This window comes from Streptomyces sp. NPDC001903 (assembly GCF_042891345.1).
Classification (GTDB): Bacteria; Actinomycetota; Actinomycetes; order Streptomycetales; family Streptomycetaceae; genus Streptomyces.
In genome coordinates this window covers 150,871-173,483 of record NZ_JBIASZ010000001.1, presented here as the reverse complement: position 1 = coordinate 173,483, position 22,613 = coordinate 150,871, and the positions used below count along the sequence as shown (strand labels likewise).

Here is a 22,613-nt window from a genome sequence, read left to right as displayed (position 1 = left end):
CACATCTGAGCTTGGGAGCCGAAGCTCAACCTGTCCGGCCCCGTTTTGTCACTTCTTCTTCTTCGGCTCTTCCTTGGCGGACGGCGGCTTCTTCCAGCCGATGTCCTGGAAGCGGGGGGTGCCGAGGCCGAAGGCGCCGGCGTTGGCCAGGTTCGGCTTGGCGGCCACCAGCTCGGGGCGCTGGTAGAGCGGGATGGACCCGGCGGCGGCCCAGATCCGGGCGTCCGCCTTGCGCATCAGCTCGCGCGAGGCCTCTTCGTCGAGCTCGCCGAGCGCCTGGTCGAAGAGCTGGTCGATGTGGTCGGTGCCGACGCGTGTGTAGTTCTGTTCGACGAGGAGCGAGCCGTCGGCGGCCGGTTCCGGCTTGGCGAAGATGGGGCGGGCGTCGGTGGCCGGGTAGGCCGTCGCGGGCCAGGAGTAGAGCGCCAGGTCGTACTGGCCCGAGGCGATGTGGTCCTTGAAGAAGCTCTCGTCGGCGACCTTGGTCACCTCGGTGTTCACGCCGACCTTCTTGAGCATCTGCGAGATCCGCTCGCCGACCGTGCGCAGGGCCTCCGATCCGGGGCCGGCCGGGAGGACGAAGCGCAGGTTGAGCGCCTTGCCGTCCTTGGCGAGCATGTTCCCGGAGGTACGGATCTGCTTGGCCGGGGCCGGCGCCGGGGAGCCGCTGGCCTTGGCGGGGTCGGGTGCCTCGCCGTCGCGGGCCGGCCCGCGCTTGGCGTCGTCCAGGGTGTCCCGCTCGGCGGCCTCGGCGGCCCCGTCCTCGTGGCCCGACGGGTCGATCCGCTCGCCCCGCCTGCCCTGGGGAGACGTTTCCGCGCCCGTCCTGATCGCGGACTCCACCACCGGGAGCCCGCGGTCCAGGCCGTCCCCGTTGCTCCCGTCGGTCTCGCCCACGATGTACAGGCCGTCGTTGCCGGTGCCCGGGCCCGAGGGGGTCTTCGAGTCGTCCTGGCCCTCCTCCGACTCCGGGCCGGCCTTCGCGCCCGCCGGCTCGGTGAGCTTGCCGCCCCGGCGCCAGCCCGCGTCCGCGAGCAGGGCCTGGGCCGCGTGGAGGTCCTTGCCGCCGAGCGCGTCGCTGTTGTCGGCGTACGCCCGCTGCCCGGCCAGCGCCACGTGGCTGCCGACGGGCTTCGCCGGCAGGCCCAGGGGCTTCAGTACGATCTCGGCCAATTCCTTGCGGTCCAGCGCGCGGGCCACCGCCCGCCGGACCCGCTCGTCGGCCAGCGGGCCGGAGGCCCCGTTCATGGCGAGCTGGGTGTAGGCGGGCTCCAGGGACTTGCGGACCATGAAGGTCCGCAGGGCCGACTGCTCGTCCGCGTACTTCTTGGCCGCCTCGGCGTTCTGCGCCCGGGTCTCGCGCTCCGTCGCCGCCTTGCCCTCGTCGGAGCCGTACGCGTGCGCCCACGACAGCGTGGCCTGCGCCGGAGTCATCGCCGCGTCGGGCCCGTGCGCCGGGGCCCCGCCCGTGCCCGGGCTGGGCGCCGCGTCCCGGTGGGCCAGCGCGATGCGGTCGGCGCCCGCGCGGTCGATCTCCGCAAGGTCCACCTTGCCGGCGGCCAGCGCCGCCGGGCGCTGGGCGCGCGGCACGGCGGTCAGGACCAGCGAGTCCAGCTTGGCCGGCCGGCCCCACCAGCGGGCGCTGCGGGTCAGTGCGACGGTGCCGGTCTTCTTGTCGACGGCCCCGAGGTTGAAGGGTCCGGCGGTGACCTTGATGGTGCCGCGGGCGCCCTCGTTGAAGGCGTCCGGGGTGCCGGTGACCTGCTTGGGGTAGAGCGGGGAGAAGAGGGAGCGCCAGTCGGTGTACGGCTTGGCGAAGGTGACCTTGACCTCCAGGTCGGTCTTGCCGCGCTCGATCTTCTCGATCCGGTCGTACCCGGCGTTGCGGGCCGTCCAGTACGCCGAGTCCTTGCCGTTCAGGGCCCGCCACTGCGCCACGAAGTCGGCGGCGCCGATCTCGCGGCCGTCGCTCCACACCGCCTGCTGGTTCAGCTTGTACAGGACGACCTGCTTGGGCTCCCGCTCGACGACCTCGGCCTTCTCCAGGTAATCGGGGTTGGCGACCGGCCGGCCCTTGTCGTCCAGCACGAACAGCTGGGGCAGCACCGCCCCGGCGATCCGGTTGGTGGTGGCGTCCGCGTCGGCCTGGAAGGTGTTCAGGGTGTCCGGGAGGGAGTCCACGGCCCAGCGCACCACTCCGCCGTCGGCGACCTTGTCGCGGGCCGTCGCCGCGATGTCCTGTCCGGCGGCCACCGGGCCGCCCTCGTCGTCACCAGAGCCGCAGCCCGCGAGCAGCGGCAGTGCGAGGACTCCCGAGGTCAGGAGCGCCAAGGACCTGCGCCTTCTCTGGGACATGGGTGGTACCTCCGGGGCGGGGCGTGAAAGGGGGCAGCTTGATCACGTTTGGCGGTATATGGAGCTGATCACACTGGGTGCCGCAACACACTGAAATCCACGGGCCGCCGCACCTCTCGCAGCCGACCCTCGCCACGCCGCGAACCCCACCCGTGCGGACCAATCCGGCTTGCGCAGCGGACGGGCGTTCGCTCGTACGAGGGATCACACCGGGAGCGGGGAGGGCGCACAGATCGCGCCTGCGCGCCCGCAATCGCTGCACGTCCCTTCACAACCGGGGACGGGAGGCGCGACACTCGCAGGCGCACATGAGCGTTGCCACCGCAACCAGCGGAAGTGAGGGCAAGTCATGTCCCTGCAAGACGATTTGACCGCCGTACGACGCAATCTGAACGAGCTGGTCCGCTCGGTGGAACGGCTGGAGCGAGACGTCGAGGACGCGGCCCGGCGAGCTCCGGGCGCCTCGCGGGCTCCACTGCAGGAGGGGATGGTCCCGGTCCCGGACACCCCGTACGACAGCTCGCTGTGGAAGGACGCCGACGACGAGGGTCTGGGCGTCCGCGACCGACGGGCGCCCTGACCCGGCGGGCGCCGACCGCGCACCCGCGCCGCACGGCGCCCGCGCCCGCACGGTGCCCGCACCGCACCCCCGCACACCCCGGCACGCCACCCGGCCCGGCCGTCCGCGGCCGGGCCTCGTGGGTCACCCCTCATCACTCCACCCGGAGTCCCCTTTGGCCACAGGCACGGAACCACCCCGGCTGACCGGCGTCCACGACGCCTCCCGGGCCGCGATCGGCGCCCGGCACCTGCGCACCGACCGGTGGTGGCTGGCCCCCGCCGTCACCGCGGCCGGGCTGCTCGCCTTCATCGTCTACTCGACGTGGCGCGCCTTCGCGAACGCCGACTACTACGCGGCCCCGTACGTCTCCCCGTTCTACTCCCCGTGTCTCGCGGAGAACTGCCAGGAGATGCGCGGCGGACCGAACCTGGACCTGTTCGGAAGCTGGTGGGGCCTGTCCCCCGCCCTGCTGATCCTGGTCTTCCCGCTCGGCTTCCGGCTGACCTGCTACTACTACCGCAAGGCGTACTACCGCGGCTTCTGGGCCTCGCCGCCCGCCTGCGCCGTCGCCGAGCCGCACGCGAAGTACACGGGCGAGACGCGCTTCCCGCTGGTCCTGCAGAACGCGCACCGGTACTTCTTCTACGCGGCGCTGCCGGTCGCGGGCATCCTCACCTACGACACGGTGCTGACGTTCCGGAACGACCGGTACGAGTGGGGCCACATGGGCCTCGGGACGCTGCTGTTCCTCGTCAACATCGCACTGATCTGGGCCTACACCCTGTCCTGCCACTCCTGCCGGCACATCATGGGCGGCCGCCTGCGGCACTTCTCCAAGCACCCGGTGCGCTACCGGCTGTGGGGCTGGGTCAGCCGGCTCAACACCCGCCACATGCAGCTGGCGTGGGCCTCCCTGATCAGCGTGGCCCTGTGCGACTTCTACGTGTACCTGCTGGCGAGCGGCGCCTTCAACGATCCGAGGTTCTTCTGACATGGCTCAAGTCGACCGGCAGCAGTGGGACGTGGTCGTGGTCGGCGCGGGCGGCGCCGGGCTGCGGGCCGCGATCGAGGCCCGCGAGCGGGGCGCCCGTACCGCCGTGATCTGCAAGTCCCTGTTCGGCAAGGCCCATACGGTGATGGCGGAGGGCGGGATCGCCGCTTCCATGGGCAACGTCAACGAGGGCGACAACTGGCAGGTGCACTTCCGCGACACCATGCGCGGGGGCAAGTTCCTGAACCAGTGGCGGATGGCGGAACTGCACGCGAAGGAGGCCCCGGACCGGGTCTGGGAGCTGGAGACCTGGGGCGCGCTCTTCGACCGGACGCCCGACGGGAAGATCTCCCAGCGCAACTTCGGCGGCCACGAGTACCCGCGCCTCGCGCACGTGGGCGACCGCACCGGCCTGGAGCTGATCCGCACCCTTCAGCAGAAGATCGTCCAGCTCCAGCAGGAGGACTTCAAGGAGTTCGGGGACTACGAGGCCCGGCTCAAGGTCTTCCAGGAGTGCACGGTCACCAGGGTCCTGAAGGAGGGGCAGAGGGTATCGGGGGCCTTCTGCTACGAGCGGGAGTCCGGCCGGTTCTTCGTCCTGGAGGCCCCGGCCCTGGTCCTGGCCACGGGCGGGATCGGCAAGTCCTTCAAGACCACCTCCAACTCCTGGGAGTACACGGGAGACGGCCACGCGCTGGCCCTGCTCGCCGGGGCGCCCCTGCTGAACATGGAGTTCGTGCAGTTCCACCCGACCGGCATGGTCTGGCCGCCGTCGGTCAAGGGCATCCTCGTCACGGAGTCGGTGCGCGGCGACGGCGGGGTGCTGCGCAACAGCGAGGGCAAGCGGTTCATGTTCGACTACGTCCCGGACGTCTTCAAGGAGAAGTACGCGGAGTCCGAGGAGGAGGGCGACCGCTGGTACGAGGACCCGGACCACAACCGGCGCCCGCCCGAGCTGCTCCCCCGCGACGAGGTGGCCCGGGCCATCAACTCCGAGGTCAAGGCCGGTCGCGGCTCCCCGCACGGCGGGGTGTTCCTCGACGTGTCCACCCGGATGCCGGCCGAGCGGATCCGCCGGCGCCTTCCTTCCATGTACCACCAGTTCAAGGAGCTGGCGGACGTGGACATCACCGCCGAGCCGATGGAGGTCGGCCCGACCTGCCACTACGTGATGGGCGGGATCGCGGTGGACTCCGACTCCGCCGCGACCGTCGGGGTCCCGGGCCTGTTCGCGGCCGGCGAGGTCGCGGGCGGCATGCACGGCTCGAACCGGCTCGGCGGAAACTCCCTGTCCGACCTGCTGGTGTTCGGCCGGCGGGCCGGGCTGCACGCGGCCGAGTACGCCCGCGGCCTCGCCGACGCGCCGCCGGCGGTCTCCCGGGCGGAGATCGACGCGGCGGCGGAGGAGGCGCTGGCCCCGTTCCACGCCGCCGACGGCGCGGAGAACCCGTACACGCTCCACCAGGAGCTCCAGACGACCATGAACGACCTGGTCGGGATCATCCGCCGCGAGGCGGAGATGGCCGAGGCCCTGGAGAAGCTGGCGGGTCTGCGCGTACGGGCGGCCCGGGCCGGGGTCGAGGGGCACCGGCAGTTCAACCCGGGCTGGCACCTCGCCCTGGACCTGCGGAACATGCTGCTGGTCAGCGAGTGCGTGGCCCGTGCGGCCCTGGAGCGCACCGAGAGCCGCGGCGGGCACACCCGGGAGGACTGCCCGTCGATGGAGCGCACCTGGCGCCCGGTGAACCTGCTGTGCCGCCTGGCGGCCGGCGGCCCCGGGGAGCCGGCGCCCGAGGACCCGGCCGCCGACCGGATCGCCCTCGAACGCGTCCGTACCGAACCCGTCCGCCCCGACCTGCTCGCGCTCTTCGAGAAGGAAGAGCTGGTCAAGTACCTCGCCGAAGAGGAGCTGTACGAATGAGTACGTACGACGCGAGCTTCCGGATCTGGCGGGGTGACGCGGAAGGCGGGGAACTGCGGGACTTCACCGTCGAGGTGCACGACGGCGAGGTGGTCCTGGACATCGTCCACCGGCTGCAGGCCACGCAGGCCTCGGACCTCGCGGTGCGCTGGAACTGCAAGGCGGGCAAGTGCGGCTCGTGCAGTGCCGAGATCAACGGCAGGCCGCGGCTGATGTGCATGACCCGCATGTCCACCTTCGAACGGTCCGAGACGATCACGGTCACGCCGCTGCGCGCCTTCCCGGTCGTCCGGGACCTGGTGACGGACGTGTCGTTCAACTATCAGAAGGCGCGCGAGGTCCCGGCCTTCGTGCCGCCCCAGGGGGTGGCTCCGGGCGCGTACCGGATGCAGCAGGTGGACGTGGACCGCTCGCAGGAGTTCAGGAAGTGCATCGAGTGCTTCCTGTGCCAGGACACCTGCCATGTGGTGCGCGACCACGAGGAGAACAAGCCGGCCTTCGCCGGTCCCCGCTTCCTGATGCGGGTGGCCGAGCTGGACATGCACCCGCTGGACGCGGCGGCCGAGGCGGGTCTGGACCGCAAGCGCACGGCCCAGGAGGAGCACGGGCTCGGCTACTGCAACATCACCAAGTGCTGTACGGAGGTCTGCCCGGAGGGCATCAAGATCACCGACAACGCGCTGATCCCGCTGAAGGAGCGGGCGGTGGACCGCACATACGACCCGCTGGTGTGGCTGGGCAACAAGATCCGCAGGCGCGCTGACCTGTAGCACCCCCGGCCGTTCACTTCGCAGGACACAATGCCCCCTGGGAAAACGTCGCATGACGTGATGTCAGGGGGCTTTGCGGTGCGGGTGGGGGATGAGCTGGCCGGCCGGTACCGGCTGGAGCAGCGGCTCGGCCAGGGCGGCATGGGCGAGGTGTGGCGCGGGCACGACCTGATGCTGGACCGGTCGGTGGTCGTCAAGGTGCTGCTGGAGGCGGCCACGGCCGACGAGGTGGTCGCACGGTTCAGGCGCGAGGCCACGATCGGGGCGCGGCTCCAGCACCCCGGGATCACCGTGGTGCACGACGTGGGGCAGCAGGACGGCCGGCTGTTCATCGTGATGGAGCTCCTCTCCGGCGAGGACCTGGCCACGGTGCTGGCGCGGGACGGCAGGCTCGCCGTGGACCTCGCGGTGGACCTGGCCGCGCAGACGGCGGAGGCGCTGGCGGTCGCGCACGGACAGTCCGTGGTCCACCGGGACCTGAAGCCGGGCAACCTGTTCCTGCTGCCGGGGCTGCGGATCAAGATATGCGACTTCGGGATCGCGCACTCCGCGGACGCGACGGCGGGCTGGACGCTGACGGGGCGGCCGTTCGGCACCCCCGCGTACATGGCCCCGGAGCAGTGGCGGGGCGAGCGGGTGGGCGCGCGGTGCGATCTGTACGCACTGGGGTGCGTGCTGTACGCGCTGGTGAGCGGGGCTCCGCCGTTCGGGCAGGGCGAGTCGCCGTACGTGCTGATGTGCCGGCACGTCGAAGAGGCGCCGCTCCCGCTGCGCGAGGCGGGGACGCCGGTTCCGGCGGAGCTGGACCGGCTGGTGCTGGCCCTGCTGGCGAAGGACCCGGCGGACCGGCCGGAGTCGGCGGAGGCGGTGGGCAAGGCCCTCCGGGGGATGCGCGGCCTCGACGGGTCCGGGGCCGGGGCCGAAGCCGGGGCCGGGTCCGACGGGACACCGGGGCCGGACCGGGAGGGTGGCACCGCGGCGACGCCGTGGCCGTGGCCGGAGGCCGGGGCCGGGCGGGCGCCGGAGGCCGGGGCCGGGCGGGCGCCGGAGGCCGGGGCCGGGCGGGCGCCGGAGGCCGGGGCCGGGCGGGCGCCGGAGGTAGAGACCGGGGCCGCGGCCGGGGCCGCGGCCGGGCGGGCGCCGCGGGCAGGGACCGAGGCCGGGGCCGGGGCGGCCGGGTGGTCCGACCGGGAGGAGGCTGTACCCGGGCCCGGGCCCGGGGCGGGCGCGGGCGCGGGCGTGGCTCCCGGGGTGCGGGAGTTCGTGCGGGGGCTGCTGCTGGAGGCCGAGGACGCGCTGCGGGCCCTGCCGGACTCCGACGAAGCCCGTGTCGAGGTGCCGGCCCTCGCCGCCGACGCCGCCGCCCGCTTCGACGTGGAGCTCGCGGACCGGCTGCTGTCCGACGCCGAGCGCGCGGCCTGGGCCGGCGGCGAGGGGGACGGGGCCCGGGTGGCCCGGCTGCTGACGGCGGTGGCCCGGGGCACCGCCCCGCACGCCCCGGCGCGGGCCCGGCGGCTGCTGACCGACGCGCAGCAGGCGCTGTTCACCGTCCCCGCCGCCCGCCGCGAGGCTCCGCTGCGCGCGCTGGCGGAGGAACTGATCAAGGTGGCCCCCGAGCAGGCCTCCCAGATCGCCCGCCACCACCTCGGCGGGCGCCCGGCGCCCGGCGGGCTCCGCGCCCGCATCGAGGCGGCCCTCGTGGCGGCGCGGCCCGAGGAGGCGGAGAGCAGGCTGGCCCTGATCCAGGACCCGGGCCAGCGCGCGGCGGCCACGTACGACGCGGTGCTGGCCGTCGCCCCGCGGGACCTGGACACCGCCCTGCGCCTGAGCGAGCGGATCGGCTCGGCAGGGGCCCGGCTGCTGGCGCTGTGCCAGGTGGCCGAGGACCGGGCCGAGGCCTGGGATCCGGCGGGCGGGGCCCGGGCCCTGGAGCAGGCCGAGGCCGAACTCCCCGAGGTACTGGAGGAGCGGGCCGCCTGGCTGCGCGAGGAGGCGGCCGGGCAGGAGGCGCGCGGCCGGCTCGGCCAGGTCGAGGCGGAACGCCTGCGCACCCTGGCCGGGGCGCTGCTGCGCGGCAGCCCGGAGACGGCCGGCGACGACAAGGCCGGCCATGCCCTGACCGCCCTCGCGCGGGCCCGGGAGCGGGTGGCCCGAGCCGCGCGGCCCGCGCTGGATCCGGCGCGGGCCGGGGAAGGCGTCGAGCGGGCCCGCGCCCTGCCCGGGCCGGCGGACCGGGCCCGCGCGCTCGCGCTGATCGCCCGGGACTGTGTGGCCGAGGCGGGTGCGCCCTGGCTGTCCGGGCCGGCGGCCGGCACGGGAAGCCCGCCGCCGCCCGACATGGCCGCGCTCGACGAGGGACCCCCGGCCCCGCGCCCGCAGGCCGCCGACGGGCCCCGGTGGCGGCAGGAGGTCCGCCCGGACGCCCTGCGCGCCGCCGGGGACGCCCTGGTGTGGCGGTCGGGGGCCGAGGTGGGCTGCGTACGGGCCGACGTGGGCGCGGCCCGCTGGACTGCGTACGCCGACGAGGGCGCGACCGCGCCGCCGCTGCCCGGGACCGGGCCGGGGCTGGTGTACTGCCTGGCCGACGCCGCCACGGTGTACGTCGTCATACGGCGGGTCGACGAGCCGGTCGTGCGGATCGTGGCGCGGGAGCCGCGCGACGGGCGGGTGCGCTGGTGGCGGGACCTGCCGCAGGACGGGCTGCTGCGCAGTGCCGGGCCGGTTCTGGTGCACGACACGCAGGGCGAGCTGACCGTACTGCGCGCGACGACGGGCGAGGTGGAATGGCGGCGTTCGCTGCCGCGCCCCACCTGGTCCCTGGCGGCGGACGGCGACTGCCTGGTCCTCTCGGACGTGCGGCGGATCCAGGCGCTGGACCTGTCCTCCGGACGGCGGCTGTGGTCGCAACTGCGGGGCCCGGAGGTCCCGGGCACCGCCTCCGGCGCTCGCCCCCTCCACCTGCTGGACGGCGAGCACCTGCGCGCCCTGGACCGCGGCACCGGTCGGGAGCTGTGGCGGTTCGCCCCGGGCACCCCGGCGCCGCGGCTGCTGGTGGAGGGCGGGGCGGTCTACACGACGGCGTACCGCGCGGGCCAGGGGGACCTGGTGTTCGCGCTCGACGCGCAGACGGGTGCGCTGCGCTGGCAGCGGGCGCTGACGCGGCGGGACTCGCCGCCGCGCGCCCTCGAACTGCTGGGCCTGCGCCCGGGCGGGCTGTACGTCAAGGTGCCCCGGGGCGGTCGCCGCGGCCTCCTGAACCGCTCCGCGGACCCCTTCGTCGCCGTCCTCGATCCGGCGACGGGCAGGCCGCGCCGCCAGTGGGAGCATCCGGGGCTCGGCGGGGACGCCCTGCTGATCGGGGGCCACCTCGTCCTCGCCCGCCCGGAACTGTCGGCGCACGCCCTCCCGTAGCGGGCCGGATGCTCCGGGTGCGGGTGGGTACGGCGGCCCATACCCTCCCAAATGTGATGCCGCCCAGGAGCAGGTCGAAGCGACGCACCACCGCCGGGATATCCGTACGGGCCGGGCTCGTCCTGGCCGCCGCCCTGCTCGGGCTCGGCGGCTGGGGGGTGTCCGGGGCGCCGGCCGCGCGGGCCGAGGATCCCGTCACCCTCTCGCAGCAGGGGCAGATCACCGACCGCGTGGGCGCCCTCGGCGACCGGACGGCCGCCGTCGCCTCCGCCCTGGAGCGGCTGTACGCCGGCCACCGGATCCAGCTCTTCGTGACGTACGTGCACGATTTCTCCGGGCGCTCCGCCCAGAGCTGGGCGGACGCCACCGCGCAGAAGAACGGCCTCGGCCAGGACGACGTGCTGCTGGCGGTGGCGACCGGGGCCCGCCAGTACGCCTATTCGGCCGATGTCGACTCCGGTTTCACCGAGGCGCAGCTCGCGGACGTCGCCCGCACCGCCATCGAGCCCGCGCTGAGGCAGAACGACTGGGCGGGGGCCGCGATCGGCGCCGCCGACGGCTACGCGGCCGTGCTCGACGGGAAGCCCGTACCGGTGCCGGCCGTCACCCCCGGCGCCGCGAACCCGGGCGGCGGCTCGGGCGAGGGCGGCGGGGCCGGGGACTACGTGCTCCCGGTGGTGGTCGTCGGCGCGGCCGGCGCCCTCGGGGCGTACGCGTACAGCCGCCGCAAGCGCAAGGGCGGCGCGGGCGGCGGCTCCGGCACCACGGGCTGGGGCGAGCAGCCCGCGACCACGACCGCGCTCCCGCTGCCCGAATTGGACGCAAAGGCCAAGGCCCTGCTGGTGGAGACGGACGACGCGATCCGCACGAGCAGTGAGGAGCTCGGCTTCGCCTCCGCCCAGTTCGGCGACGAGGCGGTGGGCACGTTCACGGCGGCCGTGGCCTTCGCGCAGAGCGAGCTGACGGCCGCGTTCCGGCTGCGCCAGCAGCTCGACGACGCGTACCCGGAGGACGATCCGACGCGGCGGCGGATGCTGGACGAGATCGTGGCCCGCTGCACCGAGGCGAACCGGCGCCTCGACGCCGAGTCGGCGGACTTCGACCGGCTGCGGGACCTGGAGAAGAACGCCCCGCAGGCGCTCGCCACGGTGGAGGCGCACCTCCGCGCGCTGACGGGCCGTACGACGACGGCCGTGGCCACGCTGACCGCGCTGGCCGGGCGCTACGCGGACTCGGCGGCCGCGCCGGTGGCCTCCAACGCCGAACAGGCCGAGGACCGGCTGCTGTTCGCGACGACCAGCCTCGGCGAGGCCCGGGCGGCGATCGACGGCGGCGACAACGGGAAGGCGGCCGTGCACGTACGGGCCGCCGAGGGCGCGGTGGACCAGGCGGCCACGCTGGTCGACGCGGTGGAGCGGCGGGCGCAGGAGCTGGCGGAGGCGGCCGGGAAGCTGCCGGGGGCGCTCACGGAGACGGAGACCGACCTCGCGGACGCGCGCGGCCTGCTGACCGGCACCGCGGACGGGAGCTCGACGGCGGACCTGCGCGGCCGGATCGGCCGGGCGGAGGCGGTGCTGGCCGACGTACGGCGGGAGCAGGCGGCCGGCCGGTACGACCCGATCGACGCCCTGCGCCGGGTGGAGGAGGCCGACGCGGTCCTCGACGAGGCGCTGGCCGGGGCGCGGGAGCGCGAGAGCGGGCGGCAGCGGGCGGCCGCGCTGCTGGACCAGGCGACGCTCTCGGCGCGCAGCGCGATCGGCGCGGCGACGGACTACATCACCACCAGCCGGGGTGCGGTGGGCAGTCAGGCCCGGACCCGGCTGGCGGAGGCGCGGCGGCGCCTGGAGCGGTCGGCGGCCCTGGCGGGCGCGGACCCGGCGGGCGCGCTGGCGGAGGTCCAGCAGGCGGACGGGCTGGCGCGGCAGGCGCAGGAGTTGGCGGAGCAGGACGTACGGGCGTACGAGAACCCGTACGGCGGGCAGGGGCGCCAGCGCGGCGGCATGGGCGGCGCGGTCCTCGGCGGGATCATCCTGGGCGAGATCCTGGGCGGCGGCCGGGGCGGCGGGTTCGGGGGCGGCGGCGGGGGCTTCGGGGGCGGCGGCTTCGGCGGCGGGGGACCCGGCCCGGGCTCGTTCGGCGGCGGGGGCACCCGCGGCCGCATGGGCGGCGGCGGCCGTTTCTGACCCACTCCTCCCCATCCCGTGGAAAGGGCACCGATGAGCAAGCAGACCATCCTCGGCCGCGTCACCCAGCTCGCGAAGGCCAACATCAACGCGCTGCTGGACCAGGCGGAGGACCCGCAGAAGATGCTGGACCAGCTGATCCGCGACTACACGAACAACATCTCGGAGGCGGAGCAGGCGGTCGCCACCACGATCGGCAACCTGCGGATGCTGGAGGCGGACCACAAGGAGGACGTGGAGGCGGCCGCTGAATGGGGCGGCAAGGCGCTCGCGGCCAGCCGGAAGGCGGACGAGCTGCGGGCGGCCGGGTCGGTGGCGGACGCGGACCGGTTCGACAACCTGGCGAAGGTCGCCCTGGGCCGTCAGCTCCAGTCGGAGAAGGAGGCGAGGACGGCGGAGCCGACGATCGCCGCCCAGACGGAGGTCGTGGACAAGCTCAAGTCCGGGCTGGACTCGATGAGGAACAAGCTCACGGAGCTGACCGCGAAGCGCGACGAGCTGGTGGCCCGGGCCAAGACCGCGCAGGCGCAGAACACGATGATGGACGCGGTGAAGAACATCGACGTCATGGACCCGACGGGCGACATCGCCCGCTTCGAGGACAAGGTCCGCCGGGAGGAGGCCAGGGCCCTCGGCAAGCAGGAGCTGGCGGCCTCGTCCCTGGACGCCCAGTTCGAGGCCCTGGACGACCTGGGCAGGTCCTCGGAGATCGAGGCCCGCCTGGCGGCCTTGAAGTCCCGGGCGGCTTAGGGGGTGTCGTGCCGCGCGGGGTCCGGGGGCTCGGTCCCCGGACCCGCACGACCCGCTCAGCCGTACATGTTCAGCAGCTGCTCCGCCGACAGCTCCGTCACCGGCTCCGACCCGCCGCCCGGCAGCGGCAGTTCGAACCACACCGTCTTCCCCCGGTGGGTCCGCCGCGTGCCCCAGCCCGCCGACAGCATGCCGACCAGTTGCAGCCCCCGCCCGCCCTCGTCGGTGTCCCGGGCGCGACGGCGGCGCGGCTGGACCAGGTTGCCGTCCCAGACCTCGCAGACCAGCGTCCGGTCCAGCAGCAGCCGCAGCCGGATCTCGCCCTCCCCGTACCGCAGGGCGTTCGTCACCAGCTCACTGACCAGCAGTTCGGTGGTGTCCAGCAGCCCCTCCAGCCCCCAGGCCGGCAGCTTCGCCCGGGCCAGCTCCCGCGCCCGGCCCACCGAACGGGCCTCGCGCGGCAGCTGCCAGTCGCCGACGGCGTCGATCGGCAGTCCCTGCACGCGCGCCATCAGCAGCGCGATGTCGTCCTCGCCGTGCCGGGTGTCCAGCGTGTTCAGCACGTGGTCGCAGACGTCCTCCAGCGGCCGCACCGGGTCGGCGAGCGCGTCCCGCAGTCCGCGCAGCCCCTCCTCCAGCGGGTGGTCGCGGGATTCGACCAGCCCGTCCGTGTACAGGGCCAGCAGCGCGCCCTCCGGCAGGTCCACTTCCACCTCCTCGAACGGCTCCCCGCCCACCCCGAGCGGCATCCCGGGCGGCACCTCCAGCAGCAGCGCGGGCCGCGGCGGGGCGCCCGGTTCGGCCGGCTCCACCAGGACCGGCGGCATGTGGCCGGCGTTGGCGATGGTGCAGCGCCGGGTCACCGGGTCGTAGACGGCGTACACGCAGGTCGCGAGGTACACCTCGGAGCGGTCGGCGTCCCGCGAGTGCAGGGCCGCCCGGGAGGCCTGCTGGGCGCCGCCGGGCGCGCCGAGCCCGCGGGCGATCTCGTCCAGTGCGGTCAGCACCTCCGCCGGCTCCAGGTCCAGCAGCGCCAGGGTCCGTACGGCGGTGCGCAGTTCGCCCATCGCGACGGCGGCCCGCAGCCCGCGGCCCATCACGTCGCCGACGACCAGCGCGGTGCGGTGCCCGGGCAGCTCGATGACGTCGAACCAGTCCCCGCCGACCTCGGTGGCCGCGTTCCCGGGCAGGTACCGGCAGGCGATGTCCAGGCCGGCCGCCTCGGGGTCCCCGGGCGGCAGCAGGCTGCGCTGGAGGATCAGCGCCCGCTCGTGCTCGCGCCGGTAGAGGCGGGCGTTGTCGATGCAGACGGCGGCGCGGGCGGCGAGCTCGACGGCCACCGCCCGGTCCCGCTCCCCGAAGGGCTCGCTGCCCTTCGTACGGGAGAACTGGGCGAGCCCGACCACGGTGTCGTGCGCGACCATCGGCACGACGAGCGTCGACTGGACGAGGTCGTCCGGCCCGCCGCCCTCGATCAGCCGGGGCCGCGCGGTCCGCAGGGCCAGCGCCCCGGGCGAGGCCGCCGGATAGCGGTGCACCTCCCCCACGGAGACGGTGGCGCCCGGGTCGGACAGCGGACCGTCCGAGACGGCCGAGGCGAAGGCGACCCGCCGCAGCGCCGCGGAGGGCGCCCGTTCGGGACCCCGCCCGTGCGGGAGCGGGGGCACGCCGGGCCCGTGCGGCCGCGCGGGCCGGTCGTCGTCGCCGAGCAGCAGCCCCTGGTAGAGGTCGACGGCGGCGAGGTCGCAGAAGCCCGGGACGGTCACGTCCAGCAGTTCGCGGGCGGTGGTCTCCAGGTCGAGGGAGTTCCCTATGCGGTGTCCGGCCTCGTTGAGCAGGGCGAGGTTGCGCCGGACCCCGGCGGCCTCGCGGGCGGCGAGGTGGCGGCGGGTGACGTCGGTGCCCAGGCCCGCGACGCCGATCGGGCGGCCCGTGCCGCCGTGGACGCGGTAGAGGTTGATGGACCAGTGGCGGTGGTCCCGGCTGCCGGGGGCGGCGCCGGTGATGCGGAGGTCGGTGACGGAGTCGCCGGTCTCCAGGACCCGCCGCAGGGCCTCGGTCATCCGGTCGGCCTCCTGGGCCGGGAGGTAGTCGTGGACGGTGCGGCCGCGGTGCTCCTCGACGGCCCCGCCGAAGACGGTCGCGAAACGGCGGTTGGCGCGCTGCACGGTGAGGTCCGTACCGAAGAGCAGGAAGCCGAAAGGAGATTGGCCGAATATGGCCTGCGAAGCTGCAAGATCGGATTCAATGCGGCGCAGCGCGCGCACGTCGACGACGACGCACAGCGCGGCTCGCTCGGCGGTCTCGGTCTGGGTGGGCATCACGTAGATCTCGGCCACGCCGTGCGCACCGCCCCCGCCGGGAATGCGGAAGGGGACGAGGCCGGTCCATTCCTTGCCGTCGAGGATCTCGGCCATTCTGCGGTGGCCGTCGGCGCGCAGCTCCGGCGGCATGAAGGCCTCCACCGGATCCCGGCCCACGGCCTGCCCGGCGGTCAGCCCGAACAGTTCCTCGGCGCGCAGGCTCCACTGGTCGACGAGCCCGTCGGGTCCGATGGAAAAGGACGCGACCTTTATGTAGTCATATATCGAGCCAGGCGGGCTGCTGTGCCACAGGGAGTCGTGCCATGTCCCCCCGGGCACACGGGCCTGATGTGCCTGCGCAGGTATCTCGCTCACGCGACCGTCCCCTCCAGCTCACCGCAACCGGACCGGCCATGACCGAAGTATTCAGCACCACGGCCCCGCACGGCACGGCGTTCACGATCACAAAAAGGTCCCGACTATTTCGAGCCATGCCCTGTGATCGTCGGCCATCCGTCACCTTGTTACTCACCAGGAAGAGCCAACTCGAACCACACGGTCTTCCCCGATTTCCCGTGCCGGGTCCCCCAGCGCTGCGCCGAGACGGCGACCAGATGAAGCCCCCTGCCACCCTCGTCGTCCGGCGTCGCCACCCTCTCGCGGGGCGGATCCGGAAGCGGATCGGAAACCTCCACCAGCAGCGCGGCGCCCCCCGCGGGACTGCCGCTGGCCGGATTCTGCCGCACCAGCCGGACTCCGATGGGGCCGGAGGCGTACCGCAGTGAATTGGTCACCAACTCGCTGACCAGCAGGACGGTGACATCGCCGACGGAGTCGAGGCCCCAGGAGCTCAGCGCGCCGCGCACGGCGTGACGGGCGGTACGGACGGCGCCGGGCTCTGCGGGGAAGGCCCACTCGGCGCATTCACCGTCTGTGTCGATCACGCCGATCACTTCCCGGGCCGGCAACGGCCCCAGTCCGATTCCGCAGGGACAGAGCCACGAGGGGCAGTACACGATAGGGACTAATAGCGACATACCCGATATTCAAGGCGTCGTACCACCCGACCCCTCACGCACCGGCGCACTGTGGCGCAGACGGCCCAGCGCACGCGCGTCACGCGCCCCCGTGCGACCTGCCGTGCATTCCGCGGCACCCGGCGCGCCCGGCGCGCTCACCGCGCCCTGATCCGCCGGACATCCCTCAGCCGCGCCCGGCGCGCAGCCGGCGGCCGGCCTCGGCGACGGCGGGCCGGTCCTGGTCGAGCCAGTCCACGGAGTCCAGCTCCTCGGGCCCGAGCCAGCGCAGCTCGTCGTGGTCCTCCAGCGGTGCGGGCTCCCCGGAGAGCAGCCGCGCGGTCCACACGTGCAGGACGAGACCGGGCCTGAGCGGCCATTCCCCCGGGATCCGCTCCAGCGGCTCGGCCTCCACGCCGAGCTCCTCGCGCAGTTCGCGTACGAGCGCCTCGGGTACGGACTCGCCGGGCTCCGCCTTGCCGCCGGGCAGCTCCCAGCGTCCGGCCAGCTCGGGGGGTGCGCTGCGGCGGGCGGCCAGCAGGCGGCCCTCATGACAAAGGGCTCCGCCCACGACCACGCGTACCGTCATGGGGCGGAGCCTATGCCACCGTGCGGACGCTCAGTTCGTCGTGGCGGTCTGACCGATCCGCTCGACCCAGTACAGCTGCTTGTGGCCCCTGTCTTCGAGGCTGTCGACGACCTTCTGGGCCTCGGACCGGGTGGGGTAGCGGCCCACCCGGTAGCGGTTGCCGTTGTCGTCCTGACGTATGACCAGCCATGGGAGCAGGGCACCGCTGTCGTTCATCGCGTTTCACCCTCCGCCGATGTACCTGCCCGGGAAACCGCATTGCGCATATGCCGGAGCTTACGCCCGACCTTTACGGAGCGGATACGGTTTTTTACGAAGAGGTACCTCGCAGGCGTACGCATCCGGCCATGCGTACGAGTGGGCCGTGCGCGCCGGATCGAAGCCAGCGCACCGCGCGGCGAATCGCACGGTCAACGGGCACGGAACGGGAAGGAGTCCGACCTCGGGAAGGGCGCGGAAGCGGGGGCGGGCTTCGGCGCGGAGGGCGCGCGCCGCGAAGAAGGCGAGGACCGGCGCGGCGGGGGCGATCACCATCACGCCGAAATCCGCCGGATCCATGACGGCCCGTCACGCGGCGGCGCCCCGGGGCCACACCACCCGGGGGCGCCGCTCACGACGCCGCGCCGGCTACCGGACCGGCAGGTGGTACGAGAGGCGGTAGCGGTCGGCCGGGACCACCACATCGGCGGTCTCGACCGCCAGCCCGGACGCGAAGTACGTCCGGCCGATCACCAGGACCACATGGCCCGGGACCCCGCCCAGCAGCATGTTCTCCTCCGCCAGGCCCGGCCGCGCCCCGACCTCCTCCACCACGTTGTCCACGACGACGTCGATGGCGGCCATCCGGTCCACGACCCCCGAACCGCCGAGCGGCCCCTCCTCGGGCAGCATCACCGGGGTCCGGCCGGTGACCGCGAGCGGCTCCCAGGAGGTCGACAGCATCATCGCCTCCCCCGCGTCGCGGAACACGTACCGCGTCCGCATCACGCGCTCGCCCGGCTCGATGCCGAGCCGCTTGGCGATCTCCGCCGGCGCGGCCGTCTGCTCGCTGCTGGACTCCCACGTACCGCGCGCGCCCGCCTCGGCCTGCTCCTGCCGGAACGGCGTCGACGCCCCGCCCGTGCGGTATCCCGAGCGGGCGACCCGCCTCGGCACGGGCTGCTCCCGCACGTACGTGCCCGACCCGGAACGGCCCTCGACCAGCCCCTCCGCCATGAGGACCTTGCGCGCCTCCAGCGCCACGGTGTCGGAGACCCCGTACTCCTCACGGATCCGGGCTTGCGAGGGGAGCCGGGCGTGCGGGGGCAGGGACCCATCGACGATCTTCCGTCGCAAATCCCCGGCGACGCGCAGATAGGCCGGCTGCTCACCGAAAGTCACTGGCCACTCCCATCAGCTTGACAGACAGCTACACCCTGGCAACCGACGGTTGTACATCGCAAGCAAGGGCCAGAGTTTCACCCGAAGTGATGAAGCCAGGTCACTGAAACCCGTTACCGCGCGTTACGTCGCGCTACCCTCGTCGGCCGAGTCCTCCGGGTCGCCGTCCGAGCCGTCCGACTCCCCCGCCAGCCATTCCGGAACCGTCGTCGCCAGGCCGTACGCCCCGCGCAGCGCCTTCTCCGTGTCCACCGACACCGCGGCCGAGGCCTCGTCCCACGCCGCCTGGAACTCCGCCGGCTTCGTCGCCCGGGCCGCACGCTGCCAGCCCGCGCGCGCCGCCTCGACCTCCTTGAGCTGCGCCCCGGCCGGCCCGGCCAGCTCCGGCCGCTCCCGCACCCCGTCCAGCAGCCCCGCCTCCACGCCCAGCGCCCGGTCCACCGCGCCGGCCCACTCCCGGTACCGCGGCAGCGCCTCGTCGAGCTCCTCCTCCGGCTCGCCGCCCAGCGCCAGGTCGGCCTCGTTCATCACGCGCAGGAAGGCCGCCTGCTCCGGCGTCAGCATCCTGGCGTCCTTGCGCAGGCTGCCGCGGTGCTCCTGCTCCGCCGTGCCGATGACGCAGAGCAGCCGGCGGTCGCCGCCGCCCCAGGACTCGTGCGTGGGCGCGAAGTAGAACATCTCCGCGTACGAGGGCAGCGCCCACGTGTCCATGGCGTACGCGTCCTGGGCCTTCCAGCACGCGTCCACGGCGGCCCGCCTCAGCTCGGACCCGCCGGGGAAGGCCCCGCCCGCGAGCCGGGTCGAGGAGGTGACCTCCCCCTCGTGCGGCTCGGTGCACGCGATCTTGTAGATGAACGGGCGCTCGGCGAGCAGGTCCCCGCCGGGGACGTTGAAGCAGTCGCCCCTGCGCATCTCGTCCATGGCGGTCAACTCGCCCTCGACGTCCTCGTACTGCTCGAGCGTGTCCAGCCGGTCGAAGAGCCGCTCCCCCACCTGCTCCACGGCGAGGGCCAGGGCCGCGGTCATCGCGAGCGACACCACCAGTCCCGTGATCGCGAGCGCCTTGCCCCGCTCCCCCTTCCGGGCGATCTGGACGAGCGCCACGATCCCGAAGACCACGCCCAGCGGCGGCAGGCACAACAGCCCGACCAGCAGAGACGCGAGCGCGAAGCCGTTCAGCGCCGGCTCCCCGTACGCCTGCCGTGCGGGCGGAGGAGGCCAGTGGGGCGGCGGCGGGGTGCTCACGGGGCGAGGGGCTCCATCACGGGAGGTGCACGAACGAATGCGCGAAATAGTACGCAGCGGGGGCGACCGCCGTAACGGTCGCCCCCGCATTCTCCGTGCCTCGCACCTGCCTCAGAACTCCCCCGGACGTGCGCCGGAAGGCCTCAGAACTGCAGCGCCCAGGAGTCGATCTTCCCGGTGTCGACGTTGGCGTTGTCGTTCACGCGCAGCTTCCACACCCCGTTGGCGGCCTCCGAAGAGGCGTTGACGGTGTACGTCTTGACGATGTTGTCCGCGCTGCCGCCGCTGCGGTTGTGCAGGTTGTACACCGAGCCGTCGGGGGCGACCAGGTCGACCTTCAGGTCACCGATGTAGGTGTGCTTGATGTCGACCGAGACGCTCAGCGCCGCCGGGGCGTTGCCCGCGACCCCGCTGACGGTGACCGGCGACTCGACGGTGGCGTTGTCGTTGACCGCGTAGTCGGCGGTGTTCTCGAAGCGCTTGCCCGGGTTCGGCGGGGTGGTGCCGCCGCCCACGTACAGCAGGCGGTTCGGGGAGCCGGAGCCCGGACCGGTCACCACGTTCGGGGTGGCCGCGGCCACCAGGCCGTCGCGGACCTGCGCCGGGGTGCTCGCCGGGTTCTGCGAGAGGTACAGCGCGGCCGCGCCCACGACGTGCGGCGTGGCCATCGAGGTGCCCGAGATGGTGTTGGTGGCGGTGTCGCCGGTGCCCCACGAGGAGGTGATGGAGGAGCCGGGGGCGAAGATGTCCAGGATGGAGCCGTAGTTGGAGTAGCCGGCCTTGGCGTCGGTGTTGGTGGTGGCGCCGACCGTGATGGCCTCGGCGACGCGCGCCGGGGACTTGCTGCTCGCGTCCGTGGACTCGTTGCCCGCGGCGACGCCGTACGTGATGCCGGAGGCGATGGAGTTGCGGACGGCGGTGTCGAGCGCGGAGTCGGCGCCGCCGCCGAGCGACATGTTCGCCACGGCCGGCTTCACGGCGTGCTGGGTCACCCAGTCGATGCCGGCGACGACCTGCTCCGTCGTACCGGAGCCGTTGTTGTCGAGGACCCGGACGCCGACGATCTTGGCCTTCTTGGCCACGCCGTACGAGTTGCCCGCGACGGTGCCGGCGACGTGCGTGCCGTGGCCGTGGCCGTCCTGGGCGGTGTTGTCGTTGTCGATGGCGTCGAAGCCGTAGGAGGCGCGCCCGCCGAACTCGGTGTGGCTGATGCGGACGCCGGTGTCGATGATGTACGCGGTGACGCCCTCGCCGGCCTTGTCCGGGTAGGTGTAGCTGTTGTCGAGCGGGAGCGGGTGCTGGTCGATGCGGTCCAGGCCCCAGGACGGCGGGCTGGGCTGGGTGCCCTGGGCGTCGTCGACGGTGAACGTGCGGTTCTGCACCACGGACTTGACCGCCGGGTCGGCGGCGAGCTTCCTGGCCTGCGCCTCGGAGACCTTGACGGAGTATCCGTTGAGGGCCGCGCTGTACGTACGGCCGATCGTGGCGCCGTAGCGGCGGGCGACGGCCTTTCCGCTGTCGGCGGTGGAGCGGGCGGCCGAGTCCTTCAGGGTCACGATGTAGCTCTCGGCGACCGCGCCGGGGGCGCCGGCGTTCTCGATGACGCCCTGGGGCCCGTTGTCGGCGGCGGAAGCGGGTAACGCGGCGGCCGCGCCCAGTGCGAGGGCGGCGACGGCGGTGGCGCCGAGGCCGGCGACTTTCCGGCGGCTGTGACGTATCGCGGACATGTGGGGGGTCCTCCTCGTCGGTGACATGAAGAGCGGCCGGCCGGGCCACGGACATCACGAAATGGGCATGCCCATGACAATGACACCCATGTTCTGCCGGCTGCCGCTGCCGAAAGGTTGACGCACCCCCTCGCAGTCCCACAAGAGGTCAACGAACGCTTAACATCCGTGCCATACGACGGCCATGAACGAGCAAAGGCGCTCCGCACATGACGCACGCACTCCCCGGCTACGTCTGTCCCGAAGACGCCACGCGCGCCGACGTCCGGACGGCCCCCTGGTGCTGCCCGCTGTGCGGCGGACCGTGGGACCTCGACTTCACCCCGGATCCGGCCAGTCCGCTCGAACCGGCCGCCGGGCCCAACTCGCTCTGGCGTTTCGGCTCCGCACTGCCGCTGCCGGGGGCGTTCTCCGTGACGCTGTCGGAGGGGAACACCCCGCTGGTCCCGCTCGCGGAGCGCATTCACGCCAAGCTGGACTTCCTGATGCCGACCCTGTCGTTCAAGGACCGGGGCGCCGTGATGCTCGCGGAACTGGCCCGGCGGCTGGCTCCGGAGCGGGTGGTCGCGGACAGCAGCGGGAACGCGGGGACGGCCGTGGCGGCGTACTGCGCACGGGCCGGGCTGCAATGTGAAGTTTTCGTGCCCGAGGGCACCTCGGAGAAGAAGACCGCGCAGATGCGGGCGCACGGGGCGGCGGTCCGCGTCGTACCCGGGGGCCGGGAGGCCGCGGCGGTGGCGGCCCGGGAGGCCGCCGACCTCCCCGGGGTCTTCTACGCGAGCCACGTCTTCAACCCGTACTTCCTGCACGGGACGAAGACGTACGTGTACGAGGTGTGGGAGGAGCTCGGCGGCCGGCTCCCCGAGGTCCTCGTCGTCCCCGTCGGCAACGGCACCCTGCTGCTGGGCGCGGCGCTGGCGGTGCAGGAGCTGGCCCGGCGCGGGGTGAAGCCGCCGGCGCTGGTCGCGGTGCAGGCGGAGGCGGTGTCCCCGCTGGCCGCGGCCTTCGCCGCGGGCGCGGAGGATGCCGATCCGGTGGCCGAACGGCCCACCCTGGCCGAGGGGATCGCGATCCCGGCCCCGCCGCGGTCCCGTCAGATCCTGGCTGCCGTACGCGCGTCCGGCGGCACCTTCCTGACGGTCCCGGACGCGGCGCTGCGCGCGGCCCGGCAGGACCTGGCGCGGCGCGGGCTCTTCGTGGAGCCGACGGCCGCGGCCTGCTGGGCGGCAGTGGGCCCACTGGCCCCCACCGACCCGCTCCGGGGCCGCACGGCGGTCCTCCCCCTGTGCGGAGCGGGCCTGAAGTCCGGTCCGGCGTAGGCCGTGTCTTTCGGATCATGCCGGGCCCGCGGCGCCTGGCACCGCGGGCTGACCCGGCCTGATCCAAAGACACGGCCTGGCCCCCGCCGCC

16 protein-coding genes are annotated in these 22,613 nt (G+C 73.8%); 8 read left to right on the top strand and 8 right to left on the bottom strand.

Annotated elements, in window-relative coordinates; translation table 11 throughout:
• Window positions 1-48: 48 nt before the first annotated feature.
• Window positions 49-2,355, bottom strand: a complete 2,307-nt coding sequence (locus ACFYZS_RS00795; RefSeq protein WP_389005421.1) for an ABC transporter family substrate-binding protein — start codon at window positions 2,353-2,355, stop codon at window positions 49-51.
• A 349-nt stretch (window positions 2,356-2,704) separates the two neighbouring features.
• On the opposite strand from ACFYZS_RS00795, the gene ACFYZS_RS00790 reads away from it, so the two are divergent.
• The 7 genes from ACFYZS_RS00790 (at window position 2,705) to ACFYZS_RS00760 (ending at window position 12,943) form a co-directional block, all read left to right on the top strand.
• Complete coding sequence (locus ACFYZS_RS00790; protein WP_389005419.1) at window positions 2,705-2,935, top strand: hypothetical protein; 231 nt, start codon at window positions 2,705-2,707, stop codon at window positions 2,933-2,935.
• Window positions 2,936-3,089: 154 nt separating this feature from the next.
• A complete protein-coding gene (locus ACFYZS_RS00785; protein ID WP_389005417.1) occupies window positions 3,090-3,908 on the top strand; it encodes a hypothetical protein in 819 nt (272 codons plus the stop codon).
• Window position 3,909: 1 nt separating this feature from the next.
• On the top strand, window positions 3,910-5,829 hold the full coding sequence (locus tag ACFYZS_RS00780; RefSeq protein ID WP_389005415.1) for a fumarate reductase/succinate dehydrogenase flavoprotein subunit: 1,920 nt from the start codon (window positions 3,910-3,912) through the stop codon (window positions 5,827-5,829).
• Window positions 5,826-6,599: a succinate dehydrogenase/fumarate reductase iron-sulfur subunit gene (locus tag ACFYZS_RS00775; protein ID WP_389005413.1), complete on the top strand. Its 774-nt coding sequence runs from the start codon at window positions 5,826-5,828 to the stop codon at window positions 6,597-6,599. Before ACFYZS_RS00780 ends, ACFYZS_RS00775 begins: the two co-directional genes overlap by 4 nt.
• A gap of 78 nt (window positions 6,600-6,677) precedes the next feature.
• On the top strand, window positions 6,678-10,010 hold the full coding sequence (locus ACFYZS_RS00770; protein ID WP_389005411.1) for a protein kinase: 3,333 nt from the start codon (window positions 6,678-6,680) through the stop codon (window positions 10,008-10,010).
• A gap of 56 nt (window positions 10,011-10,066) precedes the next feature.
• A complete protein-coding gene (locus ACFYZS_RS00765; protein ID WP_389006257.1) occupies window positions 10,067-12,193 on the top strand; it encodes a TPM domain-containing protein in 2,127 nt (708 codons plus the stop codon).
• 33 nt (window positions 12,194-12,226) lie between these two features.
• A complete protein-coding gene (locus ACFYZS_RS00760) occupies window positions 12,227-12,943 on the top strand; it encodes a PspA/IM30 family protein (protein ID WP_389005409.1) in 717 nt (238 codons plus the stop codon).
• Between the two features lie 56 nt (window positions 12,944-12,999).
• On the opposite strand, the gene ACFYZS_RS00755 is transcribed toward ACFYZS_RS00760, so the two are convergent.
• The 7 genes from ACFYZS_RS00755 to ACFYZS_RS00725 all read right to left on the bottom strand — a co-directional run bounded on the left by ACFYZS_RS00755 (window position 13,000) and on the right by ACFYZS_RS00725 (window position 21,203).
• On the bottom strand, window positions 13,000-15,621 hold the full coding sequence (locus tag ACFYZS_RS00755; protein ID WP_389005407.1) for a SpoIIE family protein phosphatase: 2,622 nt from the start codon (window positions 15,619-15,621) through the stop codon (window positions 13,000-13,002).
• A gap of 149 nt (window positions 15,622-15,770) precedes the next feature.
• Complete coding sequence (locus ACFYZS_RS00750) at window positions 15,771-16,199, bottom strand: ATP-binding protein (RefSeq protein ID WP_389006255.1); 429 nt, start codon at window positions 16,197-16,199, stop codon at window positions 15,771-15,773.
• Between the two features lie 250 nt (window positions 16,200-16,449).
• Complete coding sequence (locus ACFYZS_RS00745) at window positions 16,450-16,851, bottom strand: (deoxy)nucleoside triphosphate pyrophosphohydrolase (protein ID WP_389005405.1); 402 nt, start codon at window positions 16,849-16,851, stop codon at window positions 16,450-16,452.
• A gap of 30 nt (window positions 16,852-16,881) precedes the next feature.
• Window positions 16,882-17,067, bottom strand: a complete 186-nt coding sequence (locus tag ACFYZS_RS00740; RefSeq protein WP_030159654.1) for an SPOR domain-containing protein — start codon at window positions 17,065-17,067, stop codon at window positions 16,882-16,884.
• Between the two features lie 411 nt (window positions 17,068-17,478).
• Window positions 17,479-18,231 carry a GntR family transcriptional regulator gene (locus tag ACFYZS_RS00735; protein WP_389005403.1) on the bottom strand — a complete coding sequence of 251 codons (753 nt, stop codon included), beginning with the start codon at window positions 18,229-18,231 and terminating at the stop codon, window positions 17,479-17,481.
• Window positions 18,232-18,354: 123 nt separating this feature from the next.
• Entirely contained in the window at window positions 18,355-19,476 is a 1,122-nt protein-coding gene (locus tag ACFYZS_RS00730) for a DUF4190 domain-containing protein (protein WP_389005401.1), read from the bottom strand.
• Between the two features lie 143 nt (window positions 19,477-19,619).
• Window positions 19,620-21,203 (bottom strand): S8 family peptidase, encoded by a 1,584-nt coding sequence (locus tag ACFYZS_RS00725; RefSeq protein WP_389005399.1) that lies wholly within the window; start codon window positions 21,201-21,203, stop codon window positions 19,620-19,622.
• Between the two features lie 209 nt (window positions 21,204-21,412).
• Between ACFYZS_RS00725 and ACFYZS_RS00720 the strand changes: the two genes are divergently transcribed.
• Complete coding sequence (locus tag ACFYZS_RS00720) at window positions 21,413-22,522, top strand: threonine synthase (RefSeq protein WP_389005397.1); 1,110 nt, start codon at window positions 21,413-21,415, stop codon at window positions 22,520-22,522.
• Window positions 22,523-22,613 lie beyond the last annotated feature (91 nt).